The sequence below is a fragment of the Vibrio sp. Vb1980 genome (assembly GCF_033338615.1).
GTDB lineage: Bacteria > Pseudomonadota > Gammaproteobacteria > Enterobacterales > Vibrionaceae > Vibrio > Vibrio alginolyticus.
Window position 1 is genome coordinate 381424 of record NZ_JAWOSZ010000001.1, and the last position, 26617, is coordinate 408040.

General features: G+C 44.8%; 22 protein-coding genes. 12 read left to right on the top strand and 10 right to left on the bottom strand.

The genetic code is table 11. The features are described from left to right. Positions 1–22 precede the first annotated feature (22 nt). Positions 23–1126, bottom strand: coding sequence for a mechanosensitive ion channel family protein (locus R7F64_RS01740; RefSeq protein ID WP_005375107.1), 1104 nt, complete (start codon positions 1124–1126; stop codon positions 23–25). A gap of 301 nt (positions 1127–1427) precedes the next feature. On the opposite strand from R7F64_RS01740, the gene R7F64_RS01745 reads away from it, so the two are divergent. Next, positions 1428–1775: a helix-turn-helix domain-containing protein gene (locus tag R7F64_RS01745; RefSeq protein WP_005375109.1), complete on the top strand. Its 348-nt coding sequence runs from the start codon at positions 1428–1430 to the stop codon at positions 1773–1775. A gap of 90 nt (positions 1776–1865) precedes the next feature. Here the strand turns inward: R7F64_RS01745 and lldD are convergent, their stop codons facing one another. Then, positions 1866–3005 (bottom strand): FMN-dependent L-lactate dehydrogenase LldD, encoded by a 1140-nt coding sequence (gene lldD, locus R7F64_RS01750; RefSeq protein ID WP_005383962.1) that lies wholly within the window; start codon positions 3003–3005, stop codon positions 1866–1868. A 315-nt stretch (positions 3006–3320) separates the two neighbouring features. After that, positions 3321–5012: an L-lactate permease gene (locus tag R7F64_RS01755; protein ID WP_005375111.1), complete on the bottom strand. Its 1692-nt coding sequence runs from the start codon at positions 5010–5012 to the stop codon at positions 3321–3323. A 162-nt stretch (positions 5013–5174) separates the two neighbouring features. On the opposite strand from R7F64_RS01755, the gene R7F64_RS01760 reads away from it, so the two are divergent. Both R7F64_RS01760 and R7F64_RS01765 read left to right on the top strand, forming a co-directional pair. Beyond that, positions 5175–6074: a LysR family transcriptional regulator gene (locus R7F64_RS01760; protein WP_005375112.1), complete on the top strand. Its 900-nt coding sequence runs from the start codon at positions 5175–5177 to the stop codon at positions 6072–6074. A gap of 120 nt (positions 6075–6194) precedes the next feature. Beyond that, positions 6195–8228 carry a prolyl oligopeptidase family serine peptidase gene (locus tag R7F64_RS01765; RefSeq protein ID WP_017635487.1) on the top strand — a complete coding sequence of 678 codons (2034 nt, stop codon included), beginning with the start codon at positions 6195–6197 and terminating at the stop codon, positions 8226–8228. A 242-nt stretch (positions 8229–8470) separates the two neighbouring features. Here R7F64_RS01765 and R7F64_RS01770 read toward each other — a convergent pair whose 3' ends face one another. Further along, positions 8471–10102: an ABC transporter ATP-binding protein gene (locus R7F64_RS01770; protein WP_017635486.1), complete on the bottom strand. Its 1632-nt coding sequence runs from the start codon at positions 10100–10102 to the stop codon at positions 8471–8473. A gap of 85 nt (positions 10103–10187) precedes the next feature. After that, entirely contained in the window at positions 10188–10685 is a 498-nt protein-coding gene (locus tag R7F64_RS01775) for a hypothetical protein (protein ID WP_017635485.1), read from the bottom strand. 187 nt (positions 10686–10872) lie between these two features. On the opposite strand from R7F64_RS01775, the gene R7F64_RS01780 reads away from it, so the two are divergent. The 3 genes from R7F64_RS01780 to R7F64_RS01790 all read left to right on the top strand — a co-directional run bounded on the left by R7F64_RS01780 (position 10873) and on the right by R7F64_RS01790 (position 16535). After that, positions 10873–13233, top strand: a complete 2361-nt coding sequence (locus tag R7F64_RS01780) for an ATP-binding protein (protein WP_318071395.1) — start codon at positions 10873–10875, stop codon at positions 13231–13233. Between the two features lie 293 nt (positions 13234–13526). Beyond that, on the top strand, positions 13527–15155 hold the full coding sequence (locus R7F64_RS01785) for a methyl-accepting chemotaxis protein (RefSeq protein WP_258484051.1): 1629 nt from the start codon (positions 13527–13529) through the stop codon (positions 15153–15155). Positions 15156–15554: 399 nt separating this feature from the next. After that, a complete protein-coding gene (locus R7F64_RS01790; RefSeq protein ID WP_025768571.1) occupies positions 15555–16535 on the top strand; it encodes a porin in 981 nt (326 codons plus the stop codon). A gap of 124 nt (positions 16536–16659) precedes the next feature. On the opposite strand, the gene R7F64_RS01795 is transcribed toward R7F64_RS01790, so the two are convergent. Then, the gene (locus tag R7F64_RS01795; RefSeq protein ID WP_042521645.1) at positions 16660–17406 is read right to left on the bottom strand and encodes a flagellar brake protein; all 747 of its coding nucleotides are present in this window, start codon (positions 17404–17406) and stop codon (positions 16660–16662) included. Positions 17407–17533: 127 nt separating this feature from the next. Here R7F64_RS01795 and R7F64_RS01800 point away from each other — a divergent pair, with 127 nt between their 5' ends. Beyond that, positions 17534–17809 (top strand): GNAT family N-acetyltransferase, encoded by a 276-nt coding sequence (locus tag R7F64_RS01800; RefSeq protein WP_262630054.1) that lies wholly within the window; start codon positions 17534–17536, stop codon positions 17807–17809. Then, positions 17806–18783 carry a phosphotransferase gene (locus tag R7F64_RS01805; protein ID WP_132936476.1) on the top strand — a complete coding sequence of 326 codons (978 nt, stop codon included), beginning with the start codon at positions 17806–17808 and terminating at the stop codon, positions 18781–18783. Before R7F64_RS01800 ends, R7F64_RS01805 begins: the two co-directional genes overlap by 4 nt. A 46-nt stretch (positions 18784–18829) precedes the next feature. Here the strand turns inward: R7F64_RS01805 and R7F64_RS01810 are convergent, their stop codons facing one another. Continuing rightward, positions 18830–19330 carry a GNAT family N-acetyltransferase gene (locus tag R7F64_RS01810; RefSeq protein ID WP_017820512.1) on the bottom strand — a complete coding sequence of 167 codons (501 nt, stop codon included), beginning with the start codon at positions 19328–19330 and terminating at the stop codon, positions 18830–18832. Between the two features lie 395 nt (positions 19331–19725). On the opposite strand from R7F64_RS01810, the gene napG reads away from it, so the two are divergent. The 4 genes from napG to R7F64_RS01830 all read left to right on the top strand — a co-directional run bounded on the left by napG (position 19726) and on the right by R7F64_RS01830 (position 23219). Then, positions 19726–20496, top strand: a complete 771-nt coding sequence (gene napG / locus R7F64_RS01815) for a ferredoxin-type protein NapG (RefSeq protein ID WP_318071396.1) — start codon at positions 19726–19728, stop codon at positions 20494–20496. Beyond that, complete coding sequence (gene napH, locus R7F64_RS01820; protein WP_170894191.1) at positions 20496–21350, top strand: quinol dehydrogenase ferredoxin subunit NapH; 855 nt, start codon at positions 20496–20498, stop codon at positions 21348–21350. Before napG ends, napH begins: the two co-directional genes overlap by 1 nt. A 199-nt stretch (positions 21351–21549) precedes the next feature. Continuing rightward, positions 21550–22731 (top strand): MFS transporter, encoded by a 1182-nt coding sequence (locus tag R7F64_RS01825; protein WP_318071397.1) that lies wholly within the window; start codon positions 21550–21552, stop codon positions 22729–22731. A 206-nt stretch (positions 22732–22937) separates the two neighbouring features. Further along, positions 22938–23219 carry a YrhK family protein gene (locus tag R7F64_RS01830; RefSeq protein ID WP_025768568.1) on the top strand — a complete coding sequence of 94 codons (282 nt, stop codon included), beginning with the start codon at positions 22938–22940 and terminating at the stop codon, positions 23217–23219. Between the two features lie 122 nt (positions 23220–23341). On the opposite strand, the gene R7F64_RS01835 is transcribed toward R7F64_RS01830, so the two are convergent. The 3 genes from R7F64_RS01835 to R7F64_RS01845 are packed head-to-tail and all read right to left on the bottom strand — an operon-like array spanning position 23342 to position 26472. Next, complete coding sequence (locus tag R7F64_RS01835; RefSeq protein ID WP_318071398.1) at positions 23342–24181, bottom strand: energy-coupling factor transporter transmembrane component T; 840 nt, start codon at positions 24179–24181, stop codon at positions 23342–23344. Next, positions 24178–25917, bottom strand: a complete 1740-nt coding sequence (locus R7F64_RS01840; RefSeq protein ID WP_186585108.1) for an ABC transporter ATP-binding protein — start codon at positions 25915–25917, stop codon at positions 24178–24180. Before R7F64_RS01840 ends, R7F64_RS01835 begins: the two co-directional genes overlap by 4 nt. A 6-nt stretch (positions 25918–25923) precedes the next feature. Continuing rightward, on the bottom strand, positions 25924–26472 hold the full coding sequence (locus tag R7F64_RS01845; RefSeq protein ID WP_005375133.1) for an ECF-type riboflavin transporter substrate-binding protein: 549 nt from the start codon (positions 26470–26472) through the stop codon (positions 25924–25926). Positions 26473–26617 lie beyond the last annotated feature (145 nt).

The window sequence follows — 26617 nt, forward strand, 5'->3', positions numbered from 1 at the left end:
ATTATTTGGGTATTGGTGAAAACTAGAAGCCGTGATCTTCTTGCTCTTCCGCTTTTACCATTTGTATAGGATCAAGCTTAAGCGTCTGAGTAGGGAACGCGATATCTGCATCGTGTTCTTTAATGATGTTGATTACCTTAAGCAGTATGTCCTGCTTAACCTCATGGTATCTCACCCAATTCACGGTTTTAGTAAAGGTATAGATAAAGAAGTGCAATGATGATGGACCGAATGTATCGAAATTAACGATAAGTGTTTGGCGTGCATCAATGTCTTTGTGATTTTTCAGCATTTCTTTTACCGCGGTGATAATTTGCGGCATTTTTTCTGCATCGTCGTAACGAAGTCCAATTTTTTCGTAGATACGTCGGTTCAGCATGCGAGATGGGTTTTCTACGACAATGCTGCTAAACACTGAGTTTGGTACATACAGTGGACGCTTATCGAAAGTTCGGATAATGGTCATGCGCCAGCCAATGCGTTCTACTGTCCCCTCTATTTGTCGGTCTGGAGAACGGATCCAATCGCCAACTTTAAATGGACGATCGAAGTAGATCATAAGACCTCCAAAAAAGTTAGACAGCAAATCCTTCGCCGCTAAACCGACGATCAAACCACCAACACCACCGAAGGTAAGGAGGCCCGATAGTGACAGACCAAATGCCTGCATTACGGTTAGAATTCCGACGGTAATAAAGAACAGGCGCGCGACCTTAGCTATCGCTTGTACTGTTGTTTCATCTCGGTTCTTTTGTTCGAGAACATGCTCTTCAACATTGGTAATGAGCCGCATAACGGTCCATACGAAGATGCTGATGATTAAAATCAGTTTCAGCGTACTTAACCAGTTTATTTTATCGTTGAGCTCGCTCTCCAATATGATGCCGATAGAGACGGTTGCTGGCCAACACCAAATGAGTGTACTGACTGGCGCTTTTAGCGCATCAAGCAACATATCATCCCAGTGGAAGGGCGTTTTCTCTACGAGCGCAGCGAGGCGAGAGCGAATCAGCCGCCAAGCTATCCAAGCTATAAAGCTAGCGAGCGTAATGAAAAGGACGCTCCCACTCCAATTTTGATGAGACGTTTCAATGTAGCTTTGTAATTCGGTAAACCACTGTGGCATATGTAACTTATTTCTAGTGAACCATGGAAGGAAAGGTAGCAGATATTACTCCTTCACCCCAGTGATTTCCTTTAAATCATTTACTTATGTCTAAACCGTCCGAGATGGACTTTTCCTTCCGATGACAAGAGAGTCACCTCAATGTTCTGTTGAGCGACCGCCTCATGCATGTTCAGAGGTACGCTACCAATGATTGAGGGTTGATATTTGGACGATCAATTATAACTTCTCTGACTTATCGCTAACATTTATCTTAAGTAAGTGTGAGAGTGTATTGGCTCTTGAATTAGCGGAGGCAGATATGGAATTTACAGAGCTGGATCGAAACGCGCTCTACGACATCTGGATGTCACAAAAAGCCAAAATGCACATCACTCAAATGGAAATGGCGAAGCGCCTTGGTTTGAGTCTACACGAGTTTTCTGGCTTGTTACGTGGTAATTCTCCACTGACGCTAGGTTTTGTAAAACAGCTATGCGAGCAGCTACATGTACGTCCTGGTCAGGTGATTCCGTCTTTGACGGAGCGTGACCTATCTGCATCTGGTACCGTTTATTTACAAAATCGTGTGACGGTGGATGGCGATATCAGTAACGTGTTTATCGACGGAAACCAAGTCGTGATCGAGTACGTTCACCAAGTTAGCTAGCTTGCTCGTCAAATTATCGGGTTGAAGAGCAATAAAAAACGAGCCACTGTTGGCTCGTTTTTTCGTTTCTGTTTTGCTCGATTGCAAAGATTATGGGATTTTCACTAGCGAATCGCGTGAAAGATCCGCGATAGACTTAGCGCCAGTCAGCGTCATTGCTACACGCATTTCTTTATCGTACAGATCCAGTAGATTTTCAACGCCTGCTCCGCCTTGTGCTGCCAATGCGTACACAAATGAACGGCCAAGAAGCGTACAGTCTGCACCAAGTGCGAGCATACGAACGACATCAAGACCAGTACGAATACCAGAGTCTACGAAGATCTTAAGATCACCTTTTACCGCATCCGCAATGCTTGGTAGTGCTTTAGCGCTTGAAAGTACGCCATCTAACTGACGGCCACCATGGTTAGATACCACAATGCCGTCCGCGCCGAAACGTACCGCATCTTTCGCGTCTTCTTCATCTAGAATGCCTTTGATAACCATTGGACCATCCCAAAAATCACGAATCCACTCAAGATCTTTCCAGGAGATAGAAGGGTCGAAGTTTGCGCCTAACCAGCCGATGTAATCTTCTAGCTTTGTTGGTTCGCCACGATAAGTTGAGATGTTACCTAAGTCGTGCGGTTTACCAAGTAGACCCACATCCAGCGCCCAGCTTGGGTGGCGCATCGCCTGGAATACACGACGCATGGCCGCGTTAGGGCCACTCATACCTGAATGCATGTCACGGTAACGTGCGCCAGGAACTGGCATATCAACGGTAAACACCAGCGTTGTTACGCCTGCTGCTTTTGCACGCTCAAGTACGTTCTTCATAAAGCCACGGTCTTTAAGTACGTAAAGCTGGAACCACATTGGACGTTCAATTGCAGGTGCGACTTCTTCAATCGGACAAACCGAAACAGTCGACATAGTAAACGGGATGCCTTTTTTCTCGGCTGCTTTTGCTGCTTGCACTTCGCCTCGGCGCGCGTACATACCAGTTAGACCAACAGGAGCTAGCGCGATTGGCATTGCCAGTTTCTCACCGAAGATCTCGGTTTCGAGGCTCAAATCTGTCATATCGCGTAGGACGCGTTGGCGAAGAGCGACATCACCTAAATCGTCAGTATTACGCTTCAGCGTGCGTTCGTCGTAAGAGCCGCCATCAATATAATGGAATAGAAACGGGGGAAGCTTGGCTTTCGCGGCAGCGCGGTAGTCAGTAGAAGCTGAGATAATCATAATGGTGTCCTAGCGGTTATTCTAAGCAAAGTTGTGGAGCAATTTGCTCTTTCGTTGAGCCTTCATCGCAAAGCAGTGAAGACATCAAAATGAGTATAGTTACCTATGGTTCACTTACGTTTGAATCGGTGATGTTGGTAACCCATTTACATAATTGGTTGAAAAATTTTATTAAATCACTCAATCAGTTATGCAAACTGGAAAGGGTGACACAGCTGTCGGGGGAATTGATGTAGCAAGCTAAATCAACATGTCGGGGTAGTAGTGCAGACAGCTGTGTCAAATTAGGCAGGGCTGTAAACCCTGCATTTCGCGTTACTTCATTAAGACATCTGTCATTTGGAAGCCATAAATCAGCACCAATCCAATAATGCCTGTCATTACAATGTAGTAGAACGTAGGGATAATCGTTTTACGCAATGTTGCGCCTTCTCGACCAAGCAAACCTACCGTGGCTGATGCGGCAACAACGTTGTGAATCGCAATCATGTTACCTGCAGCAGCACCGACGGCCTGGAGTGATACAACAATCACACTCGAAATAGACAACGTTTGTGCCACTTCGAATTGGAACTGGCTGAACATCATATTTGATACCGTGTTTGAGCCAGCGATGAACGCACCCAGTGCACCAACGGTGGCACTCAGCGCTGGGAACGCAGAACCAACAAGGTCAGAGGCGAAGTTTGCGGTTGTGACGGGCATACTTGCTAGGTCAGCACCGTTGATGCCTGAGTTGATAAAGATACGAACCATCGGAATGGTAAATACCAAGACAAAACCCGCCCCAATCAGTGTTTTGCTTGACTCGCCAAACGCTTCACGCAATGGCTTTACACTGCCGCTTTGTAACATTGCAGCAAGTAGTGCGACAAACACCAGAATGCCACCAGGAAGGTATAACGGCTGAATAGCAGCGCTAACGCCAGTCTCACCAAGAATGTTGCTGAACGACAAACTTACGCTTTGTACAAAGCCTTTCAGCTCAGGGCTAACGCGGCTTGCGACGAGAATAACTGCCAGCATTACATATGGAACCCAAGCTTTTACGATGCTCATTGGCTTGCCCGGATTGTCGTTTAGATCGACTTTTAGCGAGCCTAACCACTCTGCAGGCCATTTGTCTTCGCTTTCGAAATCCCACTTAGTCTTTGGTACTAAGAAGCCTTTTTTCGCTGCGGTAACAACGATAGACAGACCAACCAAACCACCGATAAGTGAAGGGAACTCTGCGCCCAAGAATACGCCGGTTAACGCGTATGGAACGGTGAAAGAGACACCAGCGAATAGCGCAAATGGTAGAATATCCAGGCCTTCACTCCAGCTTCTGTTCTTGCCGAAAAAACGTGTTAACATCATCGCCATTAATACTGGGATCATCGTACCTACGACTGCGTGAATGACAGCAACGTGCGCTGTGATATCTTGCAGGTACATTTCCCACGTTGCACCTTGTGCGGCCAACGACTCACTGATGTTATGGGTGTCTAAACCTTTGTTTACACCTACGATGATAGGCGTGCCTACCGCGCCGAATGAAACAGGCGTAGACTGAATCATCATGCCCATTAGGACAGCGGCTAGCGCAGGAAAGCCGATTGCAACCAGTAGTGGTGCAGCGATTGCTGCCGGGGTACCGAACCCAGAGGCGCCTTCAATGAACGAGCCAAAACACCAAGCAATGATGATGGCTTGTACACGGCGGTCAGCCGAAATATCGGTAAATCCATTACGGATTGTGGTGATCGCTCCAGTGTGTTTTAAAGTGTTGAGCAAGAAGATGGCACCAAACACGATCCATAGAACAGAGACAGTAATGCCCAGTCCTTGGAATACGGAGGCCAGTACGCGATTGGCTGACATATCCCAAAACATTAGTGCGATAGCGACGGTTAGACCGAACGCAACAGGCATGGCTTTTTTAGCAGGCCAGTTGAGACCAACCAATAAGATGGCGGCAACAACAATTGGCGAAAATGCCACTAGGGCAAGTAGGGTTTCACTCATTTGTACATCCTTCGTACGCTGACTTCTCGAACGGTGTCAATCCGCTGTAGAGGTGACTTTTTGTTGTAATGGTTTTGTTAATTTGGCGTGAATTTACTCCTTTATTTTTTGTTGATATAGGGAAATAATGAAAATAATTAATTCCAAAAGTGACATAATGGTATGAGAGCAGACGACTTAATCCTATTTTCTCAAGTAATCGAACTTGGCAGCTTTAGTAAGGTTGCAGAGGCAAATAACCTTACAAATTCGGTAGTTAGCAAAAGAATGGCGAGGTTGGAGGAAGAAATAGGGGCTCAGCTATTATATCGAACAACGCGCAAATTAACCTTGACCGAGGCAGGTAAGGTGTTACTCCACAGTGCTAAAAATGTGAAGCAGGCCACTCAGGAGGCTATGGATGCTGTTGCAGGCTTTGGAGAGAATGTGAGCGGTCATATAAAAATGTCCGTGCCGTGTATCTCTGGAGATTTGATACTTGCTGATGCTGTTGCCGAGTTTTGTAACCTTCATCCGGGTCTGACCGTGGACATGTCATTGGATAATCGCTTTGTCGATTTAGTGGCTGATGGTTACGATTTAGTCATTCGAACTGGCTACCTAGCCGACTCTAGTTTGATCGCACGACATATTCTCGATTCCCAATGGGTGGTATGCGCGTCACCTTCTTATATTGCGAAAAATGGGAAACCGATCGAGCCGATTGATCTCACCACGCACAATTGTCTGCAATACGCTTACCAAACCACAGGTGCAACGGATTGGGAGTTTAAAGGAGAAGATGGCAATTACATCGTCAAAGTATCGGGCTGCTTTTCTACTGATAACGCGACCGCATTACGTAAAGCCGCTCTGGGCGGCCATGGTATTGCTTACGTCCCGCGCTGCTTGGTGTATCACGATATTCGTAATGGTCAACTGGTGGATATTTTTCCTGAATTAGTAGGTAAAAAGTTGGGTATCTACGCGGTGTATCCGTTTACTCGTCAACCACCGAACAAAGTGAAGCTGCTTATTGAGCACATTCGTGACCGGTACTTAACGATATCTCATTATTTCTAGGTTCTTCATAGATTTAAAACAATGTCGTTGAAATCAAAATTGGGTGCTCTAAGGTAATCACCGCAATAAAACGATTGAAGATAAACAACTTAATAAAAACAACGGAGTAACACGGACGTTATGCATTACCCAAAAACACGTAAAGATTCTGTCGTGGACACTTATTTTGGTCACGACATTGCCGACCCTTATCGCTGGTTAGAAGATGATCGCAGTGAAGAAACCGCACAATGGGTTTCGGGTCAAAATTCGGTCACCTTCGATTTCCTTGGTCAGATACCGTACCGCCAACAAATCCGTGACTTAGTGGCGAACAGTCAAAACTACGAAAAATATTCCCAGCCATTTGTACGTGGTGACTACACCTACTTCTACAAAAACGACGGTTTGCAAAATCAAAGCGTATTGTATCGACGTAAAGGCGAGGGAGAAGCCGAGGTTTTCCTTGATCCAAATACTTTCTCCGAAGAGGGCACGACCTCTCTTGGCGAAGTCAGCTTCTCTAAAGACTACCGTTTGGTCGCGTATTCCATCTCGGAAGGGGGCAGTGATTGGCGTAAGATCTTTGTCATTGATACGGAAACCAAAGAACAGTTAGAGCCTGAGATTGTTGATGCGAAGTTTACGTCGATTTCTTGGCTGGGCAGCAAAGGCTTCTATTACTCAAGCTACGATAAGCCGCAAGGCAGTGAGTTGTCTGCTCGAACTGAGCATCACAAGCTTTATTATCATGAACTTGGTACCCCTCAATCTGAAGATAAAGTGATTTTTGGTGAGTTGGATACGCAAGTTCATCGTTATGTGTCTGGTACGACGACGACAGATGATCGCTTCCTCATTATTTCTGGCGCAGAATCTACATCGGGTAATCGTCTGTTTTATATCGATTTACAGTCTGACTCCCAAGCAATTGTGACGCTGCGCGATACAACGCAAGGCGACACCTACTTAATTGATAGCCAAGACGCAACCTTGCTGCTTTACACCAACCTAGACGCGCCGAATGGCAAAGTTGTCAGCTACAACACTCAGACAGAACAATGGGCTGACGTGATTGCTGAACAAGAACAGCCGTTAGAAATCAGCAAAGGTGGCGGTTATCTGTTTGCGACTTATATGGTAGATGTGCTTTCTAAAGTGCAGCAGTTTAACTACCAAGGTGAGTGGATTCGAGATGTACAATTGCCGGGAGAAGGCACGGCTTATGGTCTGGCGGGTAAAAAAGAAGAAACCACACTTTATTACACATTCACTAACTACGTGACGCCTCCGACGATCTTCTCATTTGATGTCGAATCTGGTGAATCCACACTGTTTCAGGAATCAAAGGCACCGTTCGATCGTAATGAGTATGAATCAAAACAGGTGTTTTACACCTCAAAAGACGGCACGCAAGTTCCGATGATCATTTCATACAAGAAGGGCGTTGCACTTGATGGTAGATCACCAACCATGTTGTATGGTTACGGCGGTTTTAACATCAGCCTTACTCCAATGTTTTCTGGCAATGTAGCCAACTGGCTAGAGTTGGGTGGTATATACGCTGTCGCCAACATGCGAGGCGGCGGTGAATACGGTAAAGCCTGGCACAACGCAGGCACTCAGCAGCAAAAGCAAAACGTGTTTGATGACTTTATTGCGGCGGCGGAATACCTGATTGAAAACGACTACACTAGCTCGGATCGCCTAGCGATTCGCGGTGGTTCTAATGGTGGTTTGTTAGTTGGAGCGTGTATGACGCAACGCCCTGAACTATTCAAAGTCGCGCTGCCTGCGGTTGGCGTGCTTGATATGCTGCGTTATCACACGTTTACTTCTGGAGAAGGCTGGAAGTATGACTATGGCACGTCGGAGCAAAGTGAAGCGATGTTCCAATACTTGCTTGGTTACTCTCCTGTTCACAATGTAAAAGAAGGCGTGCAATATCCTGCTACCTTGGTGACAACTGCTGATCACGACGACCGAGTTGTGCCAGCACATTCGTACAAATTTATTGCGGAGCTGCAAGACAAACAGCAAGGCGCTAATCCAGTATTAATACGCATTGATGTCAATGCAGGTCATGGTGCAGGAATGCCGCTGAGTAAGCAAATTGACCTCACCACAGACATGTATGCATTTACGTTACATAATATGGGTATTGAGTCGATTTAATGCCCTAGTTGTTCGAAGCTTCTGAGAATAAAAAAATGCCGCGACAGTGTCGCGGCATTTTTCATGGTTGGGGGAACTCAATTCATACTGTTTGCCAGTATTTGAGCCAGGTTGACTAAGTCTGACTCTTGAACCAACCAGTCTCGGCGGCCAAACCGAAAGGCAGCTACGCCATTCTTAAGACAAGATGAATTTATCACCTTTTCTTAATCCTAGTTTATGAATATGAAACTGTGATGAACCTAAGCCGCATTGTGCTGATTTTCACTGTTTTCAAGATCAAATGAGGCATCTATCAGTTTTTTCGTGTAGTCATTTTTAGGGTTTTGGAAAATCTTTTCGGCCGTACCTTGTTCCATGACCTCGCCCTTTTGCATGACTAGAACACGATCAGAGAGTGCTTTAACTACTGATAGATCGTGGCTAATAAACAAGTAGCCAATATTGTGTTTTTTCTGCAAATCTTTCAGAAGGTCAATCACTGTCAGTTGCACCGAGCGGTCTAATGCAGAGGTTGGCTCATCAAGCAGAATAAACGAAGGTTCAAGGATCAGTGCTCGCGCGATAGCAATACGCTGACGCTGGCCTCCTGAAAACTCGTGCGGATAACGGTTGATGGACGCGGGATCTAAGCGGACCTCACGGAGCACGTCGCGCGCTTTCTGCATACGTTCTTTTTTACTCAACATTGGTTGGTGGACAGTTAATCCTTCTGTGATGATCTCGCCGATAGTCATACGAGGAGAAAGCGAACCATAAGGGTCTTGGAATACCATCTGAACGTCTTTTTTCAGCTCAAAACGTTCTTTGTTTGTCAGCAAGGCCATATCTTGGCCTTTATATTCTATTTTGCCAGTTGAGGGCAGAAGACCTATCAAAGCTCGGCCGAGTGTAGACTTACCTGAACCGGACTCCCCAACGATCCCGAGGGTCTCTCCTTGTTTAAGCTCAAGAGAAATGCCTTTTACCGCTTCGAAGTACTCATTCTTGCTCGCAATAAAATGCGACTTTACCAAGAATTTGACTCGTATATCGTCGGCCTTTAAAAGCTGTGTAGCACTTTCGCTAATAGGCTCCTTACTGCCTTTAGGAATCGAGTTGATTAGCATACGTGTGTATTCGTGCTTTGGGTCCTCGAAGAGTGTTTGCGTTTCGCCTTCCTCGACGACTTCTCCTTTACACATCACAATGACACGATCTGCAAAGTGTTTTACGACGCCTAAGTCATGAGTAATAAATAGGATTGCCATGCCCATCTGAGCCTGAATTTCTTTAATCAGGTGCAACACTTCTGCTTGAACCGTGACATCCAACGCTGTTGTAGGTTCGTCGGCGATCAAAATATCGGGCTCGTTAATCAGTGCCATCGCAATCATGATGCGTTGCAATTGACCACCAGAAAATTCGTGTGGGTACTTGTTGTACGCTTTTTCTGGGTTTGGCATATGAACCAATTCAAACAGCTCTAACACCTTTGCTTTTGCTGTTCGTCTATCGACCGGGCGGTGACACATGATGGCCTCAGCGACTTGGATACCCACCCGCATGTACGGGTTTAGTGAGGTCATCGGCTCTTGAAAAATCATGCCAATGCGATCACCGCGAATACTTTGCATTTCACGCTCTGTTTTATCCAAGATGGAGCTACCCTCAAACATGATGGATGAGCTTTCATGCAAAATAGCGTTGTCTGGCAGTAGTTTCATCAGTGCATTGGTTGATACTGACTTGCCAGAGCCAGATTCGCCAACGATGGACAGCGTCTCGCCTGCTTTTAAATCGAAGCTAACATTCTTTACTGCATCGACGATCCCATCGTTTGTCGTAAAGCTGACTGATAGGTTGTTCACCGAAAGAATGGTTTTAGAAGACATCACAGATCCTTGTGGTTGATAAAGCAAATGATACTCAAGCAATGGACAGTACAAACCTAGCTGGCCTCAATGCTTGAGCTTTAGATTAATTATACAGGTGAGAAGGCGAAGCTTTTGCCGAACTCATTGCTTGCAAATGTAAGAACTGCTCATGCGCGCGCGTTACGTGCTCGAGTTCTATCATCCATTGAGCATTACGTTGGGCAGAGCAAAATGCCGCCATGTGAGCTAATAAGTCTTCGCTCTGTTGACCAAGTAGGTGACCTACGCGCTCAATCAGTTCATGGCTCTCTAGCTGCAAAAATTGAAATAGCGCGTAAGTTTGATTGAGTATTGAGAACGCATCATGCTGTAAGCCGAGTTTGTTGAGAATCTCTGATTGCGTCACGCTAGCATCTCTAAGTCCCGTAATGAGACATACAAATTGGCAAGGTTTAGTTTGTGCATTTTCTAGCGCTAAATGAATGTGGTTGGGTAGATTGTTGAGCACGTCGTCATATAAACGATGAGCTTCTGGCCAATGGCCTTGTTCCATCAGTTGCTCCGCTTTTAAGTAGCGCATCCAGCATTGCTCAATATTCATATCCATCTCCACAACATTTGATTTGTTTAGATATTAAATGAAATTGATTATCAATTGCAAGTGCGTGTTAATATCACTTATGTGTTCATAAAATGTCCAATCAATCTAGGGTGGAAGGTAAATCACTTAAAATTAAGCAAATAATCTCTACACTCAAATAACGAAAATAAGAAAAAAGGAAGTGGATATGGCAATACTAAGATTGGAAGCTAAGCAGCTATATTCTGTAGCAGATCTAGAGAATATGCCATGTAAGTCGACCAAGGAGTTACCTCCAATTGATGAAATCGTGGGCCAAGAGCGCGCGCAAAAAGCGGTCGAGTTTGCGATGTCCATCAAAGAGAAAGGGTATAACATCTACGCCATTGGTCAGAATGGACTAGGTAAACGCACCATGATCTTGCGCTATCTGAATCGTCACCAGCACGATGCAGCAGCCCTGTTTGATTGGTGTTACGTTGCGAACTTTGAGGATACCCGTACACCAAAGGTATTAAAGTTGCCTTGTGGTATCGGAAATAAGCTACGTGTTGATATTGAAGCTTTAATGGGCAAATTATTGAATGCTTTACCCCTAGCATTCGACAATGAAATGTACTTTAGCCGCGCTGAGCGATTAAAAAATCAATTGGCAGCTAAGCAACAAAACGAGCTGGATCGTATTAGTCGAGAGGCAAAAGAAAAGGGCATCAACCTAACACTGACTACGCAGGGGGATTATCAGTTTGTCGCCATGAACGGTGATGAGCTTCATACGGAAGAGTCTTTTGATGTACTAAGCAAAAAAGAACAAGAGCAATTCAGCGATGCTATTGATGAACTCGAAGTGAGATTGCGCTCGATGGTTCGTGAGCTTACGGAGTGGGAAGAGACATACAGCGATAAAATCAAAAAGCTCAATGATGAAGTGACACTTGATGTGATTACTCACTTCATCAAAAAACTCAAAGTGGATTACGCGCAATATTCCGAAATCAAAACCTACTTAACTGAGCTGCAAAAAGATATTGTTGAAAACGCAGATATCTTCCTTGACCAAAGTGGCGAGCAAGGCGAAATTGCGACGGCATCCTTGGATAAAAAATTGCCACGTCGTTATAAAGTGAACGTCTTGGTAAGCCGTAAAAGCAGCGAATTTCCTATCGTTGTTGAAGAAAACCCCAACTATCATTCACTCTTCGGGTCGATTGAGACTGCCACTTTCAAGGGAACGGTGTTTACCGACTTCTCGCTGATTCGCGCAGGGAGCTTGCATAAGGCGAATGGCGGCGTTCTATTAATGGATGCTCAGAAAGTACTTGAACAGCCTTACGTTTGGGATGGTTTGAAGCGCGCATTGCGTGCTCGTCAATTGAGTTTTACGTCTCTAGAAAAAGAAGTCACATTGACGGGGGCGGTATCACTCGATCCTGAACCGATTCCGCTTGATATCAAAATCATCTTATTTGGTGATTACCGAACTTACCAATTACTCCAACATTACGATCCAGAGTTCAGCGAGTTGTTCCGCGTGACGGCAGATTTCGAAGACGAAATGAAACGTACGCCGGAGTCTGAGCTGCATTACGCGCGCTTTATCTCTAGCGTGGTGCATGACAACAATATGCTGCATTGCGATCGCAAAGCCATTGCTCGAATCATCGAATACAGCTCACGTTTGTCTGGCGACCAATCCAAGCTATCTCTACATTCGGCTAATATCGCCAACTTGCTTCGAGAGTCGAACTACGTAGCTCGTCAAGCCAACTCCAACATGATTCGTATTGGGCATGTTGAAGAGGCGCTCAATAACCAAGAAATGCGAGTAAGCCGATTACGCGATAACGTAATGGAAACCTTTATTAACGGCACAACGCTGATTCGCACCGAAGGAGAAGCCGTAGGCCAAGTCAACGCACTTTCGGTATTGAGCACTAGTGACTACATGTTTGGTGCACCGAATCGCATCACAGCGACGACGTGTTACGGTGATGGGGATGTTATCGATATCGAGCGCAGCGTGGATTTGGGTGGCAGTATTCACTCTAAGGGCGTGATGATTTTGTCTGCCTACTTATCTTCCGTATTTGGTAAAACGGCACGAGTGCCATTAACGACCACCATTACCTTTGAGCAATCTTATGGTGGTGTTGATGGTGATAGTGCCAGCATGGCTGAGTTATGTGCGGTTGTGTCTGCTTTTTCAAAGCAACCAAACCGACAAGACATTGCGATAACAGGGTCGATGAATCAATTTGGTCAAGCTCAGCCTATTGGTGGCGTAAACGAAAAGATCGAAGGCTTTTATGATGTGTGTGTAATTAAAGGTCGTCATGACGGGCAGGGGGTCATTATTCCGCGCTCTAATGTTCACAATCTAATGCTTCGTTCCGACATCGTGAAAGCAGTCGAAAAAGGCGAGTTTAATATTTGGGCGATTGACCATGTTACTGAAGCTATCGAATTGTTTACGGGGAAAGTTGCTGGTGAGCCAACCGATGAAGGCTCTTATCCAATCGATACCATTTTTGGCCTTGCTCAAGCTAAGCTCAATTCGTTGAGAAAATAGGCTGAAACCGTCCTAAATGTGAATGTATCTCATCATAAGTGATCATAATTTATCATAACGACAATATCCCGACGCCACTGTCGGGATATTGTCAATAACAGATTGAAAATGGAGAGTTTTTGTACTAGACAAAAGTGTGATCGACCTCTAATATTCGCCACTTGTTTATTCGTCTGGGATTTATCCCGTCGCAAGGAAGCATAGATATTCAAACTGCCGAAAAGTAACGTTGTTATAGGCACTGCTCGAGTTTGTTTGGATATAGACATCACGCATACAACTGAGGCCCTGTCATGCAGTTATCACTGAAAAATTTGTCAGTACGAACGCAAATTTTGGTTCCGGTATTATTTACCGCGATTGTTTTGTTTATTGCTCTTTGGATTACTAAAAACAATCTTCAAGCAGAGCAAGATGTTATTGCTTCCAACCAAGAATCTTTGGTTTTTCACAAAGACACATTGGCGAGTATTGACGACCAAATTTACCCTCTGCGCATAAGCGCGGTTTACGCTATTTACGATGCTTCTCGTCGTGAGAATTTTCTAACCGAATTGAAAGAAGGCTTAAAGCAAGTTGATGCCGATTTAAGCGCAATTGAAGCCCGAAACCTATTCCGTGACGATGCCATTAAAGTTCGCCAAGCAATTGAATCCTATGTGCGATATTCAGAGCGCTCAGTTGCTTTCTTCAACCAATACGATCAAGGTTTGAAATCGGATAGCGAGTACCGTGCATTTGTCAAAGAGTATCGCAATGTTGGCCGAGAAATGGTCCAACAAATTAACACGCTATCAAAGCATGTAAACGAGCAAGCTGAACAATCTACTATCAGAAGCCATCAGCAAAATGAACGTGTGCAAAATAACGCTATGTTGACGGTTTTAGCGGTATTTGCTTTCTCACTGATAGGCGCTTGGTTCCTATCTGGCATGATTGTTACACCAATCCAAAAACTGCAAGAAGTGATGCGTCAGTTAGCAATGGGTAATCTATCAGTACGTGCAGATGTCGATGGGGACAATGAGATCTCTAAGCTGAGCAAAGATGTAAACCAAACCGCAGAGCAGTTATACAACACTGTGGACCAGTTAACCCGTATTAGTGAGGAAGTTGCATCTGCATCGACCGAATTGGCTGCGGTAATGACGCAAGCGGAAGCGAACGCTCAACAAGAGTTGGCGGAGATCGAGCAAGTTGCATCTGCGGTTAACGAGCTTGCAAGCACTGCGAATAATGTGAGTGATAACGCGACCTCTGCTGACGCAACCGCGCGTGAAGCTGATGGACTTGCTCAATCAGGTTTGGCTATCTTCCAAGAAAGTGCGGAAGCAAGTGCGCAAATGTCTCAAGCATTGAACGATGCAGCGCAAGTTGTTTTGCGTCTAAAAGAGCAATCTGTACAGATCAACGATGTTATTGAAGTGATTCGCGGCGTATCTGAGCAGACCAACTTGCTAGCATTGAATGCTGCGATTGAAGCGGCGCGAGCTGGTGAATCTGGTCGTGGTTTTGCGGTAGTAGCTGATGAAGTACGCATGCTAGCAGCGCGTACTCAAGACTCGACACAAGAGATCCAAACGATCATTGAAGAGCTTCAAGCGCAGTCTGGGCTGGCGAATGACAGTATGCAAGTCAGCCTTGATATGCTTAGCCGCAACAACGAGCTGACGCAACAAGCGAATGACGCGTTGGTTGGAATTACCGAGTCGGTCGCCAACATCAACGATTCAAACACGCAAGTAGCAACCGCAGCCGAAGAGCAGTCTCAAGTTACTCAAGATATCAATCGCAACGTGGTTAACATGTCGGAGCTTGTAAACCAAAATGTAGCGGGCATCAGCCAGAGTGCAAGTGCGAGTACTGAGCTTTCATTACTTGCAGAGAAGCAGAAAGAGCAATTAAGTTTCTTTAAGCTTTAATTCATCATCTACTTATCAAATCTCTAAATCCCTGAGTGAATGCTCAGGGATTTTTTTGTTTGTAATAATCGGATTTATTATCAATAAGTCTATCTAAAACAGTCAGTTAACAAGATTTTTTTTTGCGGGCAATATCACGTTTTGTGATATTGTTTTTACATTTTTTTCGTCAATTTTTTTTTGACGCGAACATTTTTTTTAACTCAACCGATAACTTGATGGTTGAGAGGTATTCATATCGTCATTTTAAGTGGTGTTTTCTTCTATAAGCGCTGTTTATTCAACACGTTGCGTGAAAAATAACAGCTGCTACTATGCCGCCAGTTTTCTCGTTGGTACAGAAAAGTCCTGTTTTTCTGGTGAGAAAACACATATAAAACAATGATATGGAAAATAACAATGAAATTAAAAACTTTAGCTGTAGCAGTGGCGCTAATGGCATCAGGATCTCAAGTTGTCGCTTCAGAACTATACAACCAAGATGGCACTTCTCTTGAGATGGGCGGCCGCGCTGAAGCGCGTCTTTCTATGATGGATGGTAAGGCAGAAGACCGTACTCGCATCCGTCTTAACTTCCTAGGCAAACAGGAAATCAATGAAAACCTATACGGCGTTGGTTTTTGGGAAGGTGAGTTTGTAACTAAAACTTATGATGTATTTGATTCTAAAGGTAACAAAGTTGGTGAGACAGATAGTCTTGAAACTCGTTACGCTTATGCGGGTCTGGGTGGCAAATACGGTGAAGTAACTTACGGTAAAAACGACGGCGCACTAGTGGTTCTTACTGACTTTACTGACATTATGGCTTACCACGGTAACACAGCAGCACTTAAACTGCCTGTTTCTGACCGTACAGATAACATGCTGTCTTACAAAGGCCAATTCGAGCAACTAGCTGTACGCGCTAGCTACCGTTTTGCTGATCGCACAACAGATGCACAAGGCTTTACAGACAACGAGGAAGATGGCTTCTCTCTATCTGGTGTTTACGCGTTTGCTAACACTGGTTTTGAACTAGGTGCTGGTTACGCAGATCAAAACGACAGCGATGAGTTCATGCTGGTAGCTGCATACTCTGTAGGTGACTTCTACTTCGCTGGTAACTACACTGGCGCGGATATGGATGTTGCAGGTAAGACTTTTGATTACAAAGGCTACGAACTAGCCGCTGCTTACACTATGGGTCAAACTGTATTCACTTCTACGTTCAACAAAGGTGAACTAGAAGACGCAGATACTGTAGAAAACCTAGCTGTTGATGTAACTTACTACTTCAAGCCTAACTTCCGTGGCTACGCATCATACAACTTCGATCTAATGGATAACGAAGGCGCGGCTGAAAAAGATGAGCTAGCGCTAGGTCTACGTTACGACTTCTAAGTCATGACTCTTATCTAAGATACTGCCTTATTCTTAGTAAATAAAAACCCCTTACTGAAAAGTAAGGGGTTTCTTGTTTTCTAGCACTTCAAAGCTTCTTGATAAGCGATAGGGGTTATCAAATCTATCTTTTTAGTGTGAGCTTAGTACCATCAAATTTGAGGTGACTGAGGAGGTTTTTAGCGTTGTTTTTACCAACCTCATCAAACTCCATTCCGTAGCGAGCATAGTGCGTTGATTTTTGTAAATTACAAATACGACCTCGCAATGGCGCTAGCATACGACTCTCTCCGGGCATCGTTAGATCCAATGAAACGTGGTCACCAACCTGAAGTGGCCGGCTCATTGGTGATGTTACAAAACGACAGCCACTACGAGATAAATCTCTTATTTCGCATTCAGTTCGATAGGCTTCTAAACAAACGCGCGCTCTCAAATTTACTTCGTAACGCACTTCTTTGCGAAGCTGAAAGACCTGCATAGTGTTGGGTAGGTCTAGCACCAAAATTGGGTACGGATCGCCTAGTCGATGCTGTAATTGGGCCCGAAATGGGATAACGGCCCCTTCACCTCGATGAGAGTAGGCTTTTACATTGATCCAAAAGCCTTCTTGAAAATAGAACTTCAAGTCTTCATCGGAGATGTTCGGAACCTCTATCAATGCAGTATTATTTGAGTGACAGCCAACAAATGTGCTGGTTGTAATAAACTTTGTACCAACGGGGGTGGTGACGTTTAAGCTCACTTCACTGCCATGTTCGACCATTGCCATTGCATCGGTGCTATTTAATGTACTTGCCTGACGTTCTGGTGCCTTCTTGCTTTGCAGAGGTAGCTTGCCGTCTCTGGCAATTGGGCTCATATTTCTCATTATAATTGTCGTACCTGATGTAAGAACGTAATCGCGTGAGGCGAAGCAGCACTCTCGCATGGTATCGATTTTATTCAGTGATATAGTTTGATTCAATCAATCTGTAACAAAAATTAGAGAGCAAGATATGCATAAAGTAACTCATGAAGCCACGAATAGTACATTCTGGGTTGATTTAGAGCAGGGTTATAAAGCCAAGGTGATTTATCAGCTTAAGGGTAATGTCATGCACATTACATCAACGGTTGTTCCTGAAGCACTGCGAGGTAAGGGGTACGGAAAAGTGATGATGGAAGCGGTGTTGCCAGAAATTGAGTCACTCGGTTATCAAATCAAACCAGTTTGCCCATATGTTATTCACTACATGGAGAAGAACCAAACGTGGTCACATCTGCTCACATGATGAGTAACAACCACCAACGCTACCAAAATATTGGCCAGGAACTCAATCTCGGTAATTACCGCTCTGTAGAAGTCATACAATCGCTATGGGGAGGCTATGGGGAGTTAGTCCGAGTTACTTATTCTACTGGTTCAGTGATCATTAAGCATGTAAAACTCCCTAAGCCTTCAGAGCATCCTAGAGGCTGGAATACGGACCGTTCTCATCAAAGAAAGTTGCACTCTTATCAGGTGGAAGTGAATTGGTATGAGTATTTTTCCGGAGGGGTGGATACTCGCTGCCGAGTACCACAAGGTCTAAAAACGTTCCAATCGGAGAATGAATGGCTCATTGTGATGGAAGATCTCGCCGAGGTGGGCTTTCCAAAAGTCATCACAGATGCACAGCTAGAGCATCTACAAGCCTGCCTCACTTGGTTGGCGAACTTTCATGCGCGATACATCGATGTTCGTTCGGATAAGTTGTGGCATACCGGAACATACTGGCACTTAGCAACCAGACCCGACGAGCTTGAAGCATTGCAAGACACTGAGCTACAAAATGCGGCTCAATTGATTGATCAAACGCTTTCGCAAGCTAAGTTTAAAACACTAGTACACGGTGATGCCAAATTGGCGAACTTCTGTTTTGATGAAGAAGAATCAAGCGTTGTTGCGGTTGACTTTCAATACGTTGGATGTGGGTGTGCAATGAAAGATGTGGCACTGTTTATGAGTAGCGCCGTTAAGCCAGAACGTTGTGCAGAGATGGAAGTTTGGGTTTTGGATACGTATTTTGCTCAGTTGCAACACGCGCTAATTGTCTATCAACCGAATCTTGACCCTAATGAAGTCGAGCGTGAGTGGCGTCCTTTGTTTGCTGTGGCTTGGGCAGACTTTCAGCGATTTGTGAAAGGTTGGAGTCCCGACCACTGGAAGATCAATCCCTACACAGAAGCATTGACTCGCAGAGCGTTGGCTTACTTACGAAAGTGAGTCGAAGTTTAAAAAGAAAAGCCTCCAATTAGTAGGAGGCTTTGTTTTATCTTTGGCCTGGTCTGATGCGCGCCATGTAATAGGTATTGATGAATTCACCATCACGGAAGGAACCGTCAATCGCTTCACCTTCAATTTGAAATCCATGCTTTTTATAAAGCCCAATGGCGGCGTCGTTATCGGCATTGACCTCTATCTGAATTCTTCTCACATTTAACCAGTTATCTGCTAGTTCAGTGACTGTTTCTATCAATTTGCTACCAATACCGAGTCCATGGAAACTATCATGTACTCCGATGCCAAACGATGCCGTGTGCATCGTTCTTGGACGTAGAGAGTGGTGAAAGCCAATATTTCCGACGACTTTACCATCAATTTCAGCGACATAGCTATAAACACCATCAGGTATGTTTGACAATCTTTCCACCCACATCGCGAGCGAAGGCTTTGGGAGTTGCAGGGTTTCACGTTGTGCTTTTGGTTGTGAATAGATTTCTACGAGTGCCGCTGCGTCTTCGACGGTCGTTGGACGTACGATAATTTCCATGCCTCTCTCCTTCGCTTTTTAGTTTTAATTTTTAATCTAACCACAGTTTTCTTATTTGGATAGTGTTTTTTTATGTTTAATGGATAAATGCCTTTTAAATTAGCTTGTTATGATGTCATTTTTTGAATTTTTAGTAGTGATTTATCATCGAATTGAGCGAGTAGATTGCAAAGGTGTTGAATTATTGTACTGAGAATGGCGCGTACTGCAGAGTATCGTGGTGAATTTCATGTCGCAGTAAATAAACGCATTTAGTCAAACTGTGACGACGGCACTGTGCGTCAGTTGACTTGAATCAATAGAGGATGGGGTTACCTCCTATGAGGTATAGGGAAACGACACGTTTAGGGCTATTTATGCTTAACTTGATAAGGGAGTTTTGTTGAGGAAATAGCATGAAATCCTCTCAGTCTAAAATATCGCAAAGTCGGCGCCGATTTTTGCGTGATACAGCTCGAACTGCGGCTGGTGTTGGCGCAGCTGCGTGTGTATTGGGCTTACAATCGCTACAAAGCCAAGCTCGAGAAACCAAAGGTGTGCCTATTCGTCCGCCTGGTGCACTGCCGGAAGGCGATTTCGAATCAGCTTGTATTCGATGTGGCTTGTGTGTTCAGGCATGTCCTTACGATACCTTGAAACTTGCGACATTACTTTCACCCATCGCGACTGGCTCACCTTACTTTACTGCACGCGATATTCCCTGCGAAATGTGCGAAGACATTCCTTGTGTTGTCGCTTGTCCGAGTGGGGCGCTGGATCCGAAACTAACCGATATTGATGATGCTCGAATGGGTACAGCGGTTCTTATTGACCATGAAACTTGCCTTAACTGGCAAGGGTTACGATGCGACGTTTGTTATCGCGTTTGTCCGCTGATTGATGAAGCCATCACGTTAGAGATGGTTCACAACGATCGAACTGGCTATCACGCCAAACTTATCCCTACAGTGAATTCCGAAGTGTGTACCGGATGTGGTAAGTGTGAACAAGCGTGCGTGTTGGATGTCGCTGCTATTAAAGTCGTCCCGACGGATTTGGCGAAAGGCAAAGTGGGCAGCCACTACAATTTTGGTTGGAAAGAGCTCGACAAACCACTCGAAAATATCCTCCCTAGTGAGACGCCTGTGCCGGAAGGTGCGCTTGAATCGCTAAAAGGAGGTAAGTAATGGCAAAGAATTTAGCTCAAAATGCTGGCAAAGAAGCGCTTGAAAAGCTTGGTTGGTGGCGCGCGCATCGGTTTTTGATTTTACGTCGGCTATGTCAGTTCACCATCATTGCGCTATTTATGGCTGGGCCGACGCTGGGAATTCTAACTGGTAATCTGTCATCAAGTATGTTGCTCGATACCGTGCCGTTAAGTGACCCGTTAATCGTGCTTCAAGCTTTGGCGACAGGGCATGTTCCGGAGTTTAATGCGTTGTTAGGCGTAGTGATTGTCGTGGTGTTTTACGCGATTTTGGCGCCGCGCGCATTTTGTGCTTGGGTGTGCCCGTTGAACATCGTGACAGACTTGGCGGCGTGGTTGCGTCGAAAGTTCAACATTAAAGCGAGCTATCGTTGGTCTCCCGTGATTCGTTATTGGCTGATCCCTGTTTTGATGTTGGGCAGTGCGCTATCTGGCGCGATTCTTTGGACATGGTTAGATCCAGTTGCGGCACTGCATCGCGGGTTGGTGTTTGGTATGGGCGCAGGTTGGGTGCTAATCGCCCTAGTGTTTGTGTTGGATTTACTCTTGGTTGAGCATGGGTGGTGTGGGCACTTATGTCCACTGGGGGCTACCTATGGCGTGATAGGCCGAAAAAGCCTGTTGCGCGTTACTGCTGTTCGGCGCGAAGATTGCACCAAATGCATGGATTGCTTTTACGTTTGCCCAGAACCAGAAGTGCTTCGGCAGCCTTTGAAAGAGGGAGATCGTCGAGTTATGGATCAAAACTGCATTAGCTGTGGCCGTTGTTTGGATGTGTGTCCAGAACATGTGTTTGAATTTAAAAATCGCCTATCAGTAAAAGTCATTGATTAAGCCACTGAGCACATTTACTCATGCTTTAGTTCTCTTGATACTTGAACATCGCGCTTAGCCAAGGAATTGAGTGCGATGTTTATCTTCATAACAATATTCCTCAGCCATATCAGCTTGCTCTGGGTTGAAAATAATAATGATATTGCGAATTTGTTACATTTAAAGCTATGATGATGCCTTCATATTTAAAGGAAACATCATGACTACCTCATCGCACGGCTGGAGAACGCCGCAAAATTTCCTCCTGTTAATTTCCATTATCGTGCCCATTGCTTTTTCTACCTGGATGGCGTTGTTGAACAACTTTGTTATAGAGAAAGCAAACTTTGATGGTGCCGACATAGGCCTATTGCAAAGTGTGCGCGAAATTCCGGGTTTTTTGGCCTTTACCGCCGTGTTTGTATTGCTGTTTATCCGAGAGCAACGCTTTATGCTCGTATCTTTGGCGATGCTTACGCTTGGTACGGCATTAACAGGTTATTTTCCCACTTTGTACGGTCTACTTTTTACAACCTTGTTAATGTCCACCGGCTTCCATTACTTTGAAACACTCAAGCAGTCTTTGTCTTTACAATGGCTATCTAAAGAAGAAGCGCCAGAAATGCTGGGTAAGTTTATTTCTGTTGGATCTTTGGCTTCTCTGTTTACCTACGGCGCCATTTGGGTTTCGCTCGAACAGCTCAAACTTGATTTTAAAACGGTCTATTTAATGGCTGGTGGTTTAGGTTTTGTGCTCATTTTGGTGATGGCATTTGCCTTCCCACAATTTAAGACAAAAGTGCCTCAGAACAAGAAGCTCATCCTGCGTAAACGTTACTGGTTATACTATGCGCTTACGTTTATGAGTGGAGCACGCCGTCAAATTTTTACGGTGTTCGCTGGTTTCTTGATGGTAGAAAAGTTTGGTTACTCCGCCGCAGATATTACGTTGCTGTTCCTGATTAACTATGTCTTTAACTTCTTGTTTGCGAAGCGAATAGGCCGTTTTATCGGCGTTGTTGGTGAGCGCAAAGCGTTGATGTTTGAATACGTCGGTTTGATCTTCGTGTTCGTCGGGTACGGTTTGGTGCAAACGGCAGAGTGGGCGGCAGCATTGTATGTTGTCGATCATTTATTTTTCGCGTTAGCGCTTGCGATTAAAACCTACTTCCAGAAAATTGCCGATCCTGCCGATATGGCGTCGACCGCAGGCGTTGCGTTTACGATTAACCATATTGCGGCGGTTGTAATACCTGTTACGTTTGGTGTGATTTGGCTGGTTTCACCTGCTAGCGTATTTTACATCGGCGCTGGTATGGCAGCAGTGAGCTTGCTGTTGTCACTCAATATTCCAGCGAAGCCGGAAGAAGGCAACGAAACTCGCTTGTTGAAGTGGAGTTAAGTTGGTACTCACTATCTAATCATTAAAGCGAATACCTGTAATTAGACTCGCTAAAAAGGGTGCTTATGCGCCCTTTTCTTTTTATTGCAAATAGATAATCCCTCCAATGGTTGTCAATGCATGCCACGTCCGTTAGGGTTTAGAACTAAGTATTTCGAAATAACTTGGGCATAACTGACGCGAAACAATAAGAGGGGAGCTATACAGTGCAGATACATGGCAGAGAGTTGGATTTAGATCTAGGAAGCCGTCACATCGTTATTCAGCGCCGCTATGAGGCGTTAGGTGCTGCAAACGACCTACTCATTGCTATTTGGTTTTTAATTGGTAGCTTTTTCTTTTTGAATGATTCGTTGATTGAAAGTGGTACTTGGCTTTTCATTGTAGGCAGTGCGCAGTTGATCATTAAGCCCCTGATAAAACTGATGAGTTTAGTTCATGTTGGTCGTTTAAATAAGCAACTTTCTGGCACATCAGCGAGCCGCTGAAATTACCGCTTCTTTTGAACACTCGCAAGCAAGAAGCCAACAGGTGAGTTATCGAGGGGAAAGACGGAAGATAACGTGGTCACAACACTAACCACGTTATGTTCAGTTTGAAGCTTCAGAATTTAAAACGGATACCAGAACAGTTGTGTGTCCATCACACGCTTGCTGATCGCAGCAATCACTATCACCGCAATCCCAGCCATGCAGTTCATATCGGCTTTGGTCAGTGGTTTTAAGCTGTACCAAGTGCGAGAGGAGTGGCGGCCAAAACCACGTAGCGTCATCGCGTTTGAGATTTGATCGGCTCTGTCTAAACTAGAGAAAATCAGAGGTCCAAGAATCTTCGCGACGTTCTTCATACGATTGAACAACGGAGCCTTCTTGCTCAGTTCTACTCCGCGTGCTTGTTGCGCGTGCATGATGTTAACAAAGTCCTTTTTCACTTCCGGCAAGTAGCGCAGCGTTAAGCTTACGGCATAGGCGATTTTGTAAGGCACACCTAAACGGTTCAAGCTGGCTGAAAACTCTGTCGGATGAGTGGTAAATACAAACACCAATGCGATTGGGAACATGCTGAAGTACTTCAACGTCACTGTTACTAGGTAAAACAATGTCTCTTGAGTGAGCGAGTAATTACCGGGTAACGAGAGTAAAACCGTTGATGAACCCATGAACTCAGTACCTTGTTGCGGTGCTAACGCGAACATAAACAGGGCATTGATCAGTAATACCGTACCTGTACCGAATAACAGCGGTTTGTAGACATGAAAGGGCACTTTGGTCATTTTCAATAAGCCCAAACCCAGCACGATCAACAGCGCGATGATTCGCAAGTCAAATGTGGTCAATACCACCGTTACCCAAGCAATGAAAAGCAAGAACTTAGTAATGCCATTCAACTTATGAAGTGGCGATTGGGTATCGATGTAGTTGATACCAAACTTCATCTTATTGTCTTTCATGCCACCGCTTTCTCTAGTTGGTTTACGTCGTCGCTTTTTTGTTGGCGGTGCGCTTTTTCTACATTGATAAAGTGCTGCATAAAGCCATTGGTGTCCTCGATACCAACTTTCGTAGCCAACTCAAACAAACTTGTGGTAGTGAGGTTTGCTTGGTCTAGTAGCTCTGGACTGCTGAATACCTGCGTCATTGGTGCATCCGCGACTAATTTACTGTCTGCAATCACGATAGAGCGCGAGGTGTATTCCAACACTAAATGCATGTCATGAGAGATGATCATTACGGTTACGCCCAACTCGCGATTGAGCTTTTCGATGAAACTCAGCATAGACGTGTAGTTTCGATAGTCCTGACCTGCCGTCGGTTCATCAAGGATCAGAAGCTCTGGTTCCAAGACCAAAATTGACGCAATGGTTACGCGCTTTTTCTGGCCGTAGCTCAATGCTTCGATTGGCCAGTGACGGTATTTGCTCAAACCGCACAGCTCTAGGACTTCAAGTACTTTAGCGTCGATTTGTTTCTCTTCAACGCCACGATTACGGAGGCCGAAGGCCACTTCGTCGAAAATCATGTGATGGGAAATCATGTGATTCGGGTTTTGCATCACCACACCCACTTTCTGGCTACGCTCGAAGATGGTCAGTTCGTTAAGATCTTGACCATTCATGCTCATTGAGCCGCTATCCGCTTCAATAACGCCCATAATCAGTTTGGTGATGGTCGATTTACCCGAGCCATTTTTGCCAAGTACAGAGACAAACTCGCCACACTTGATGTCAAAACTCACGTCTTCTAACGCGTTTTTCTCACCGTCGTAAGAATAGGTGAGGCCACGGACTTCAAGCAAAGTCTCGGCTGGCGTTTTAGGTGGTTGTGCTGTTGAACCATCAAACCATGCTTGTACCGCTGGTTTATATTGCTCCAACGGTAAGGTAGTTAAGCTAGAAGGTTTTGCATCGCCCTCAATCGCGCAGCCTGCTTCTTTCAGTGCTGAAATATAAAGCGGTTCGCGGATGCCGTAATCTTCTAGTAGAGGCGACGCTAAAATTTCATCTGGCGTTGTATCGGTAATGATTTCGCCGCTTTCCATCAAGATAATACGGTCAACTGAGCAATGCAGAACGTCTTCAAGACGATGCTCAATGATTACTATGGTTTTGTCCGTTTCGCGGTGTAGATCATCGATGATCTCGATGGTTTTTTTACCCGTTTTAGGGTCAAGCGCAGCTAGTGGTTCATCAAACAAAAGGATATCGACGTCATCGACGAGAATGCCCGCCAAAGAAACACGCTGTTTCTGCCCGCCAGATAAATCGTGGGGAGAGCGATCTAACATCTGTTCCAAGTCGACCATTTTGGCCGTGGCTTTGACCAATGGGTACATGTCGATATTTGAAGTTAGCTGGTTTTCCAGCGCAAATGCAATGTCTTCGCCAATGCTCAAACCGACAAATTGGCTGTCCGTATCTTGGAGTACGGTGCCAACTTGCTCAGTGTATTGGTGCATGTCGAAAGGGGCGGTGTCTTGACCATTGATGGTCAATGTTCCACTGGTTTCCCCTTTGATTGCGTGTGGGATCAGTCCGTTAAGACATTGCCCAAGAGTAGATTTACCACTACCACTTGGACCGATAATGACGATTTTCTCTCCTTTCTCTATCCTTAGATTGATATTTTTTAGCGTCGGTTTGTCCAGCGACTCATATCTAAAAGAGAAGTTAGAAAATTCGATTGTCATTCGACATTAAGCCTCTGTTAAGTTACGGCTTTGCTTGTTACGTTTAGCGACAGACTTAAGAATGAAGAAGCCAACAATAGCAATAAGAATGGTGTTACCGATCGCGATAATAGAAAGCTGGGTAAACACTTTAGTGAACGGTTCTGCGTATAAAATCGTGTCGAGGAATGCAGAGCAACCGTAACCAAATACGTTGCCTAATAGCGCAAGTACTACGAATAACGCGAAGTCTTTCATATTGAAATCACCTTTCTCCAAACGGTAGCGCGTTAGAGAAGGGAATAGACCGATAATCAAACCAACAATACCTGAACCAAGTACCCAAGTGAGCCATACGCCCCAACCTGCAAATAGGTCAGTAACCCAGTGACCAATAAAACCAACCAAGAAGCCAACAAGTGGTCCAAATAGTACTGAGAACAATGCTAATACTGCCATTGCTGGTTTTAGCGTTGTGTTTGCAAACACAGGGATGCCAAACATAGGTAAGCCGCCGATACCGTAAAGAGCAGCACCGATTGCAATAACCACAACAGTTTTAGCGGAAAGATTCATAGATAACCTCAGTTCAATAGTCGATTTTAAAGAACGTTCATTTATATTGTTGGAAAGCGTTAGTTATTTGATTGTGTAACATATATTCAAAACAACCAAGCTGCTTATTGTTTGCTCTATTTTTCTTCAGGAAATGTGTGATTTG

Bases quoted from the DNA above. Each gene is read 5' to 3' on its own strand.
- R7F64_RS01840 (WP_186585108.1), bottom strand. From the start codon at position 25,917: ATGACAATCGAATTTTCTAACTTCTCTTTTAGATATGAGTCGCTGGAC.
- R7F64_RS01740 (WP_005375107.1), bottom strand. From the start codon at position 1,126: ATGCCACAGTGGTTTACCGAATTACAAAGCTACATTGAAACGTCTCAT.
- R7F64_RS01795 (WP_042521645.1), bottom strand. From the start codon at position 17,406: ATGAGAAATATGAGCCCAATTGCCAGAGACGGCAAGCTACCTCTGCAA.
- napH (WP_170894191.1), top strand. From the start codon at position 20,496: ATGGCAAAGAATTTAGCTCAAAATGCTGGCAAAGAAGCGCTTGAAAAG.
- R7F64_RS01775 (WP_017635485.1), bottom strand. From the start codon at position 10,685: ATGAATATTGAGCAATGCTGGATGCGCTACTTAAAAGCGGAGCAACTG.
- R7F64_RS01770 (WP_017635486.1), bottom strand. From the start codon at position 10,102: ATGTCTTCTAAAACCATTCTTTCGGTGAACAACCTATCAGTCAGCTTT.
- R7F64_RS01760 (WP_005375112.1), top strand. From the start codon at position 5,175: ATGAGAGCAGACGACTTAATCCTATTTTCTCAAGTAATCGAACTTGGC.
- R7F64_RS01755 (WP_005375111.1), bottom strand. From the start codon at position 5,012: ATGAGTGAAACCCTACTTGCCCTAGTGGCATTTTCGCCAATTGTTGTT.
- R7F64_RS01785 (WP_258484051.1), top strand. From the start codon at position 13,527: ATGCAGTTATCACTGAAAAATTTGTCAGTACGAACGCAAATTTTGGTT.
- R7F64_RS01790 (WP_025768571.1), top strand. From the start codon at position 15,555: ATGAAATTAAAAACTTTAGCTGTAGCAGTGGCGCTAATGGCATCAGGA.
- R7F64_RS01835 (WP_318071398.1), bottom strand. From the start codon at position 24,181: ATGAAAGACAATAAGATGAAGTTTGGTATCAACTACATCGATACCCAA.
- R7F64_RS01845 (WP_005375133.1), bottom strand. From the start codon at position 26,472: ATGAATCTTTCCGCTAAAACTGTTGTGGTTATTGCAATCGGTGCTGCT.
- R7F64_RS01765 (WP_017635487.1), top strand. From the start codon at position 6,195: ATGCATTACCCAAAAACACGTAAAGATTCTGTCGTGGACACTTATTTT.
- R7F64_RS01825 (WP_318071397.1), top strand. From the start codon at position 21,550: ATGACTACCTCATCGCACGGCTGGAGAACGCCGCAAAATTTCCTCCTG.
- R7F64_RS01805 (WP_132936476.1), top strand. From the start codon at position 17,806: ATGATGAGTAACAACCACCAACGCTACCAAAATATTGGCCAGGAACTC.
- lldD (WP_005383962.1), bottom strand. From the start codon at position 3,005: ATGATTATCTCAGCTTCTACTGACTACCGCGCTGCCGCGAAAGCCAAG.
- R7F64_RS01780 (WP_318071395.1), top strand. From the start codon at position 10,873: ATGGCAATACTAAGATTGGAAGCTAAGCAGCTATATTCTGTAGCAGAT.
- R7F64_RS01800 (WP_262630054.1), top strand. From the start codon at position 17,534: ATGCATAAAGTAACTCATGAAGCCACGAATAGTACATTCTGGGTTGAT.
- napG (WP_318071396.1), top strand. From the start codon at position 19,726: ATGAAATCCTCTCAGTCTAAAATATCGCAAAGTCGGCGCCGATTTTTG.
- R7F64_RS01745 (WP_005375109.1), top strand. From the start codon at position 1,428: ATGGAATTTACAGAGCTGGATCGAAACGCGCTCTACGACATCTGGATG.
- R7F64_RS01810 (WP_017820512.1), bottom strand. From the start codon at position 19,330: ATGGAAATTATCGTACGTCCAACGACCGTCGAAGACGCAGCGGCACTC.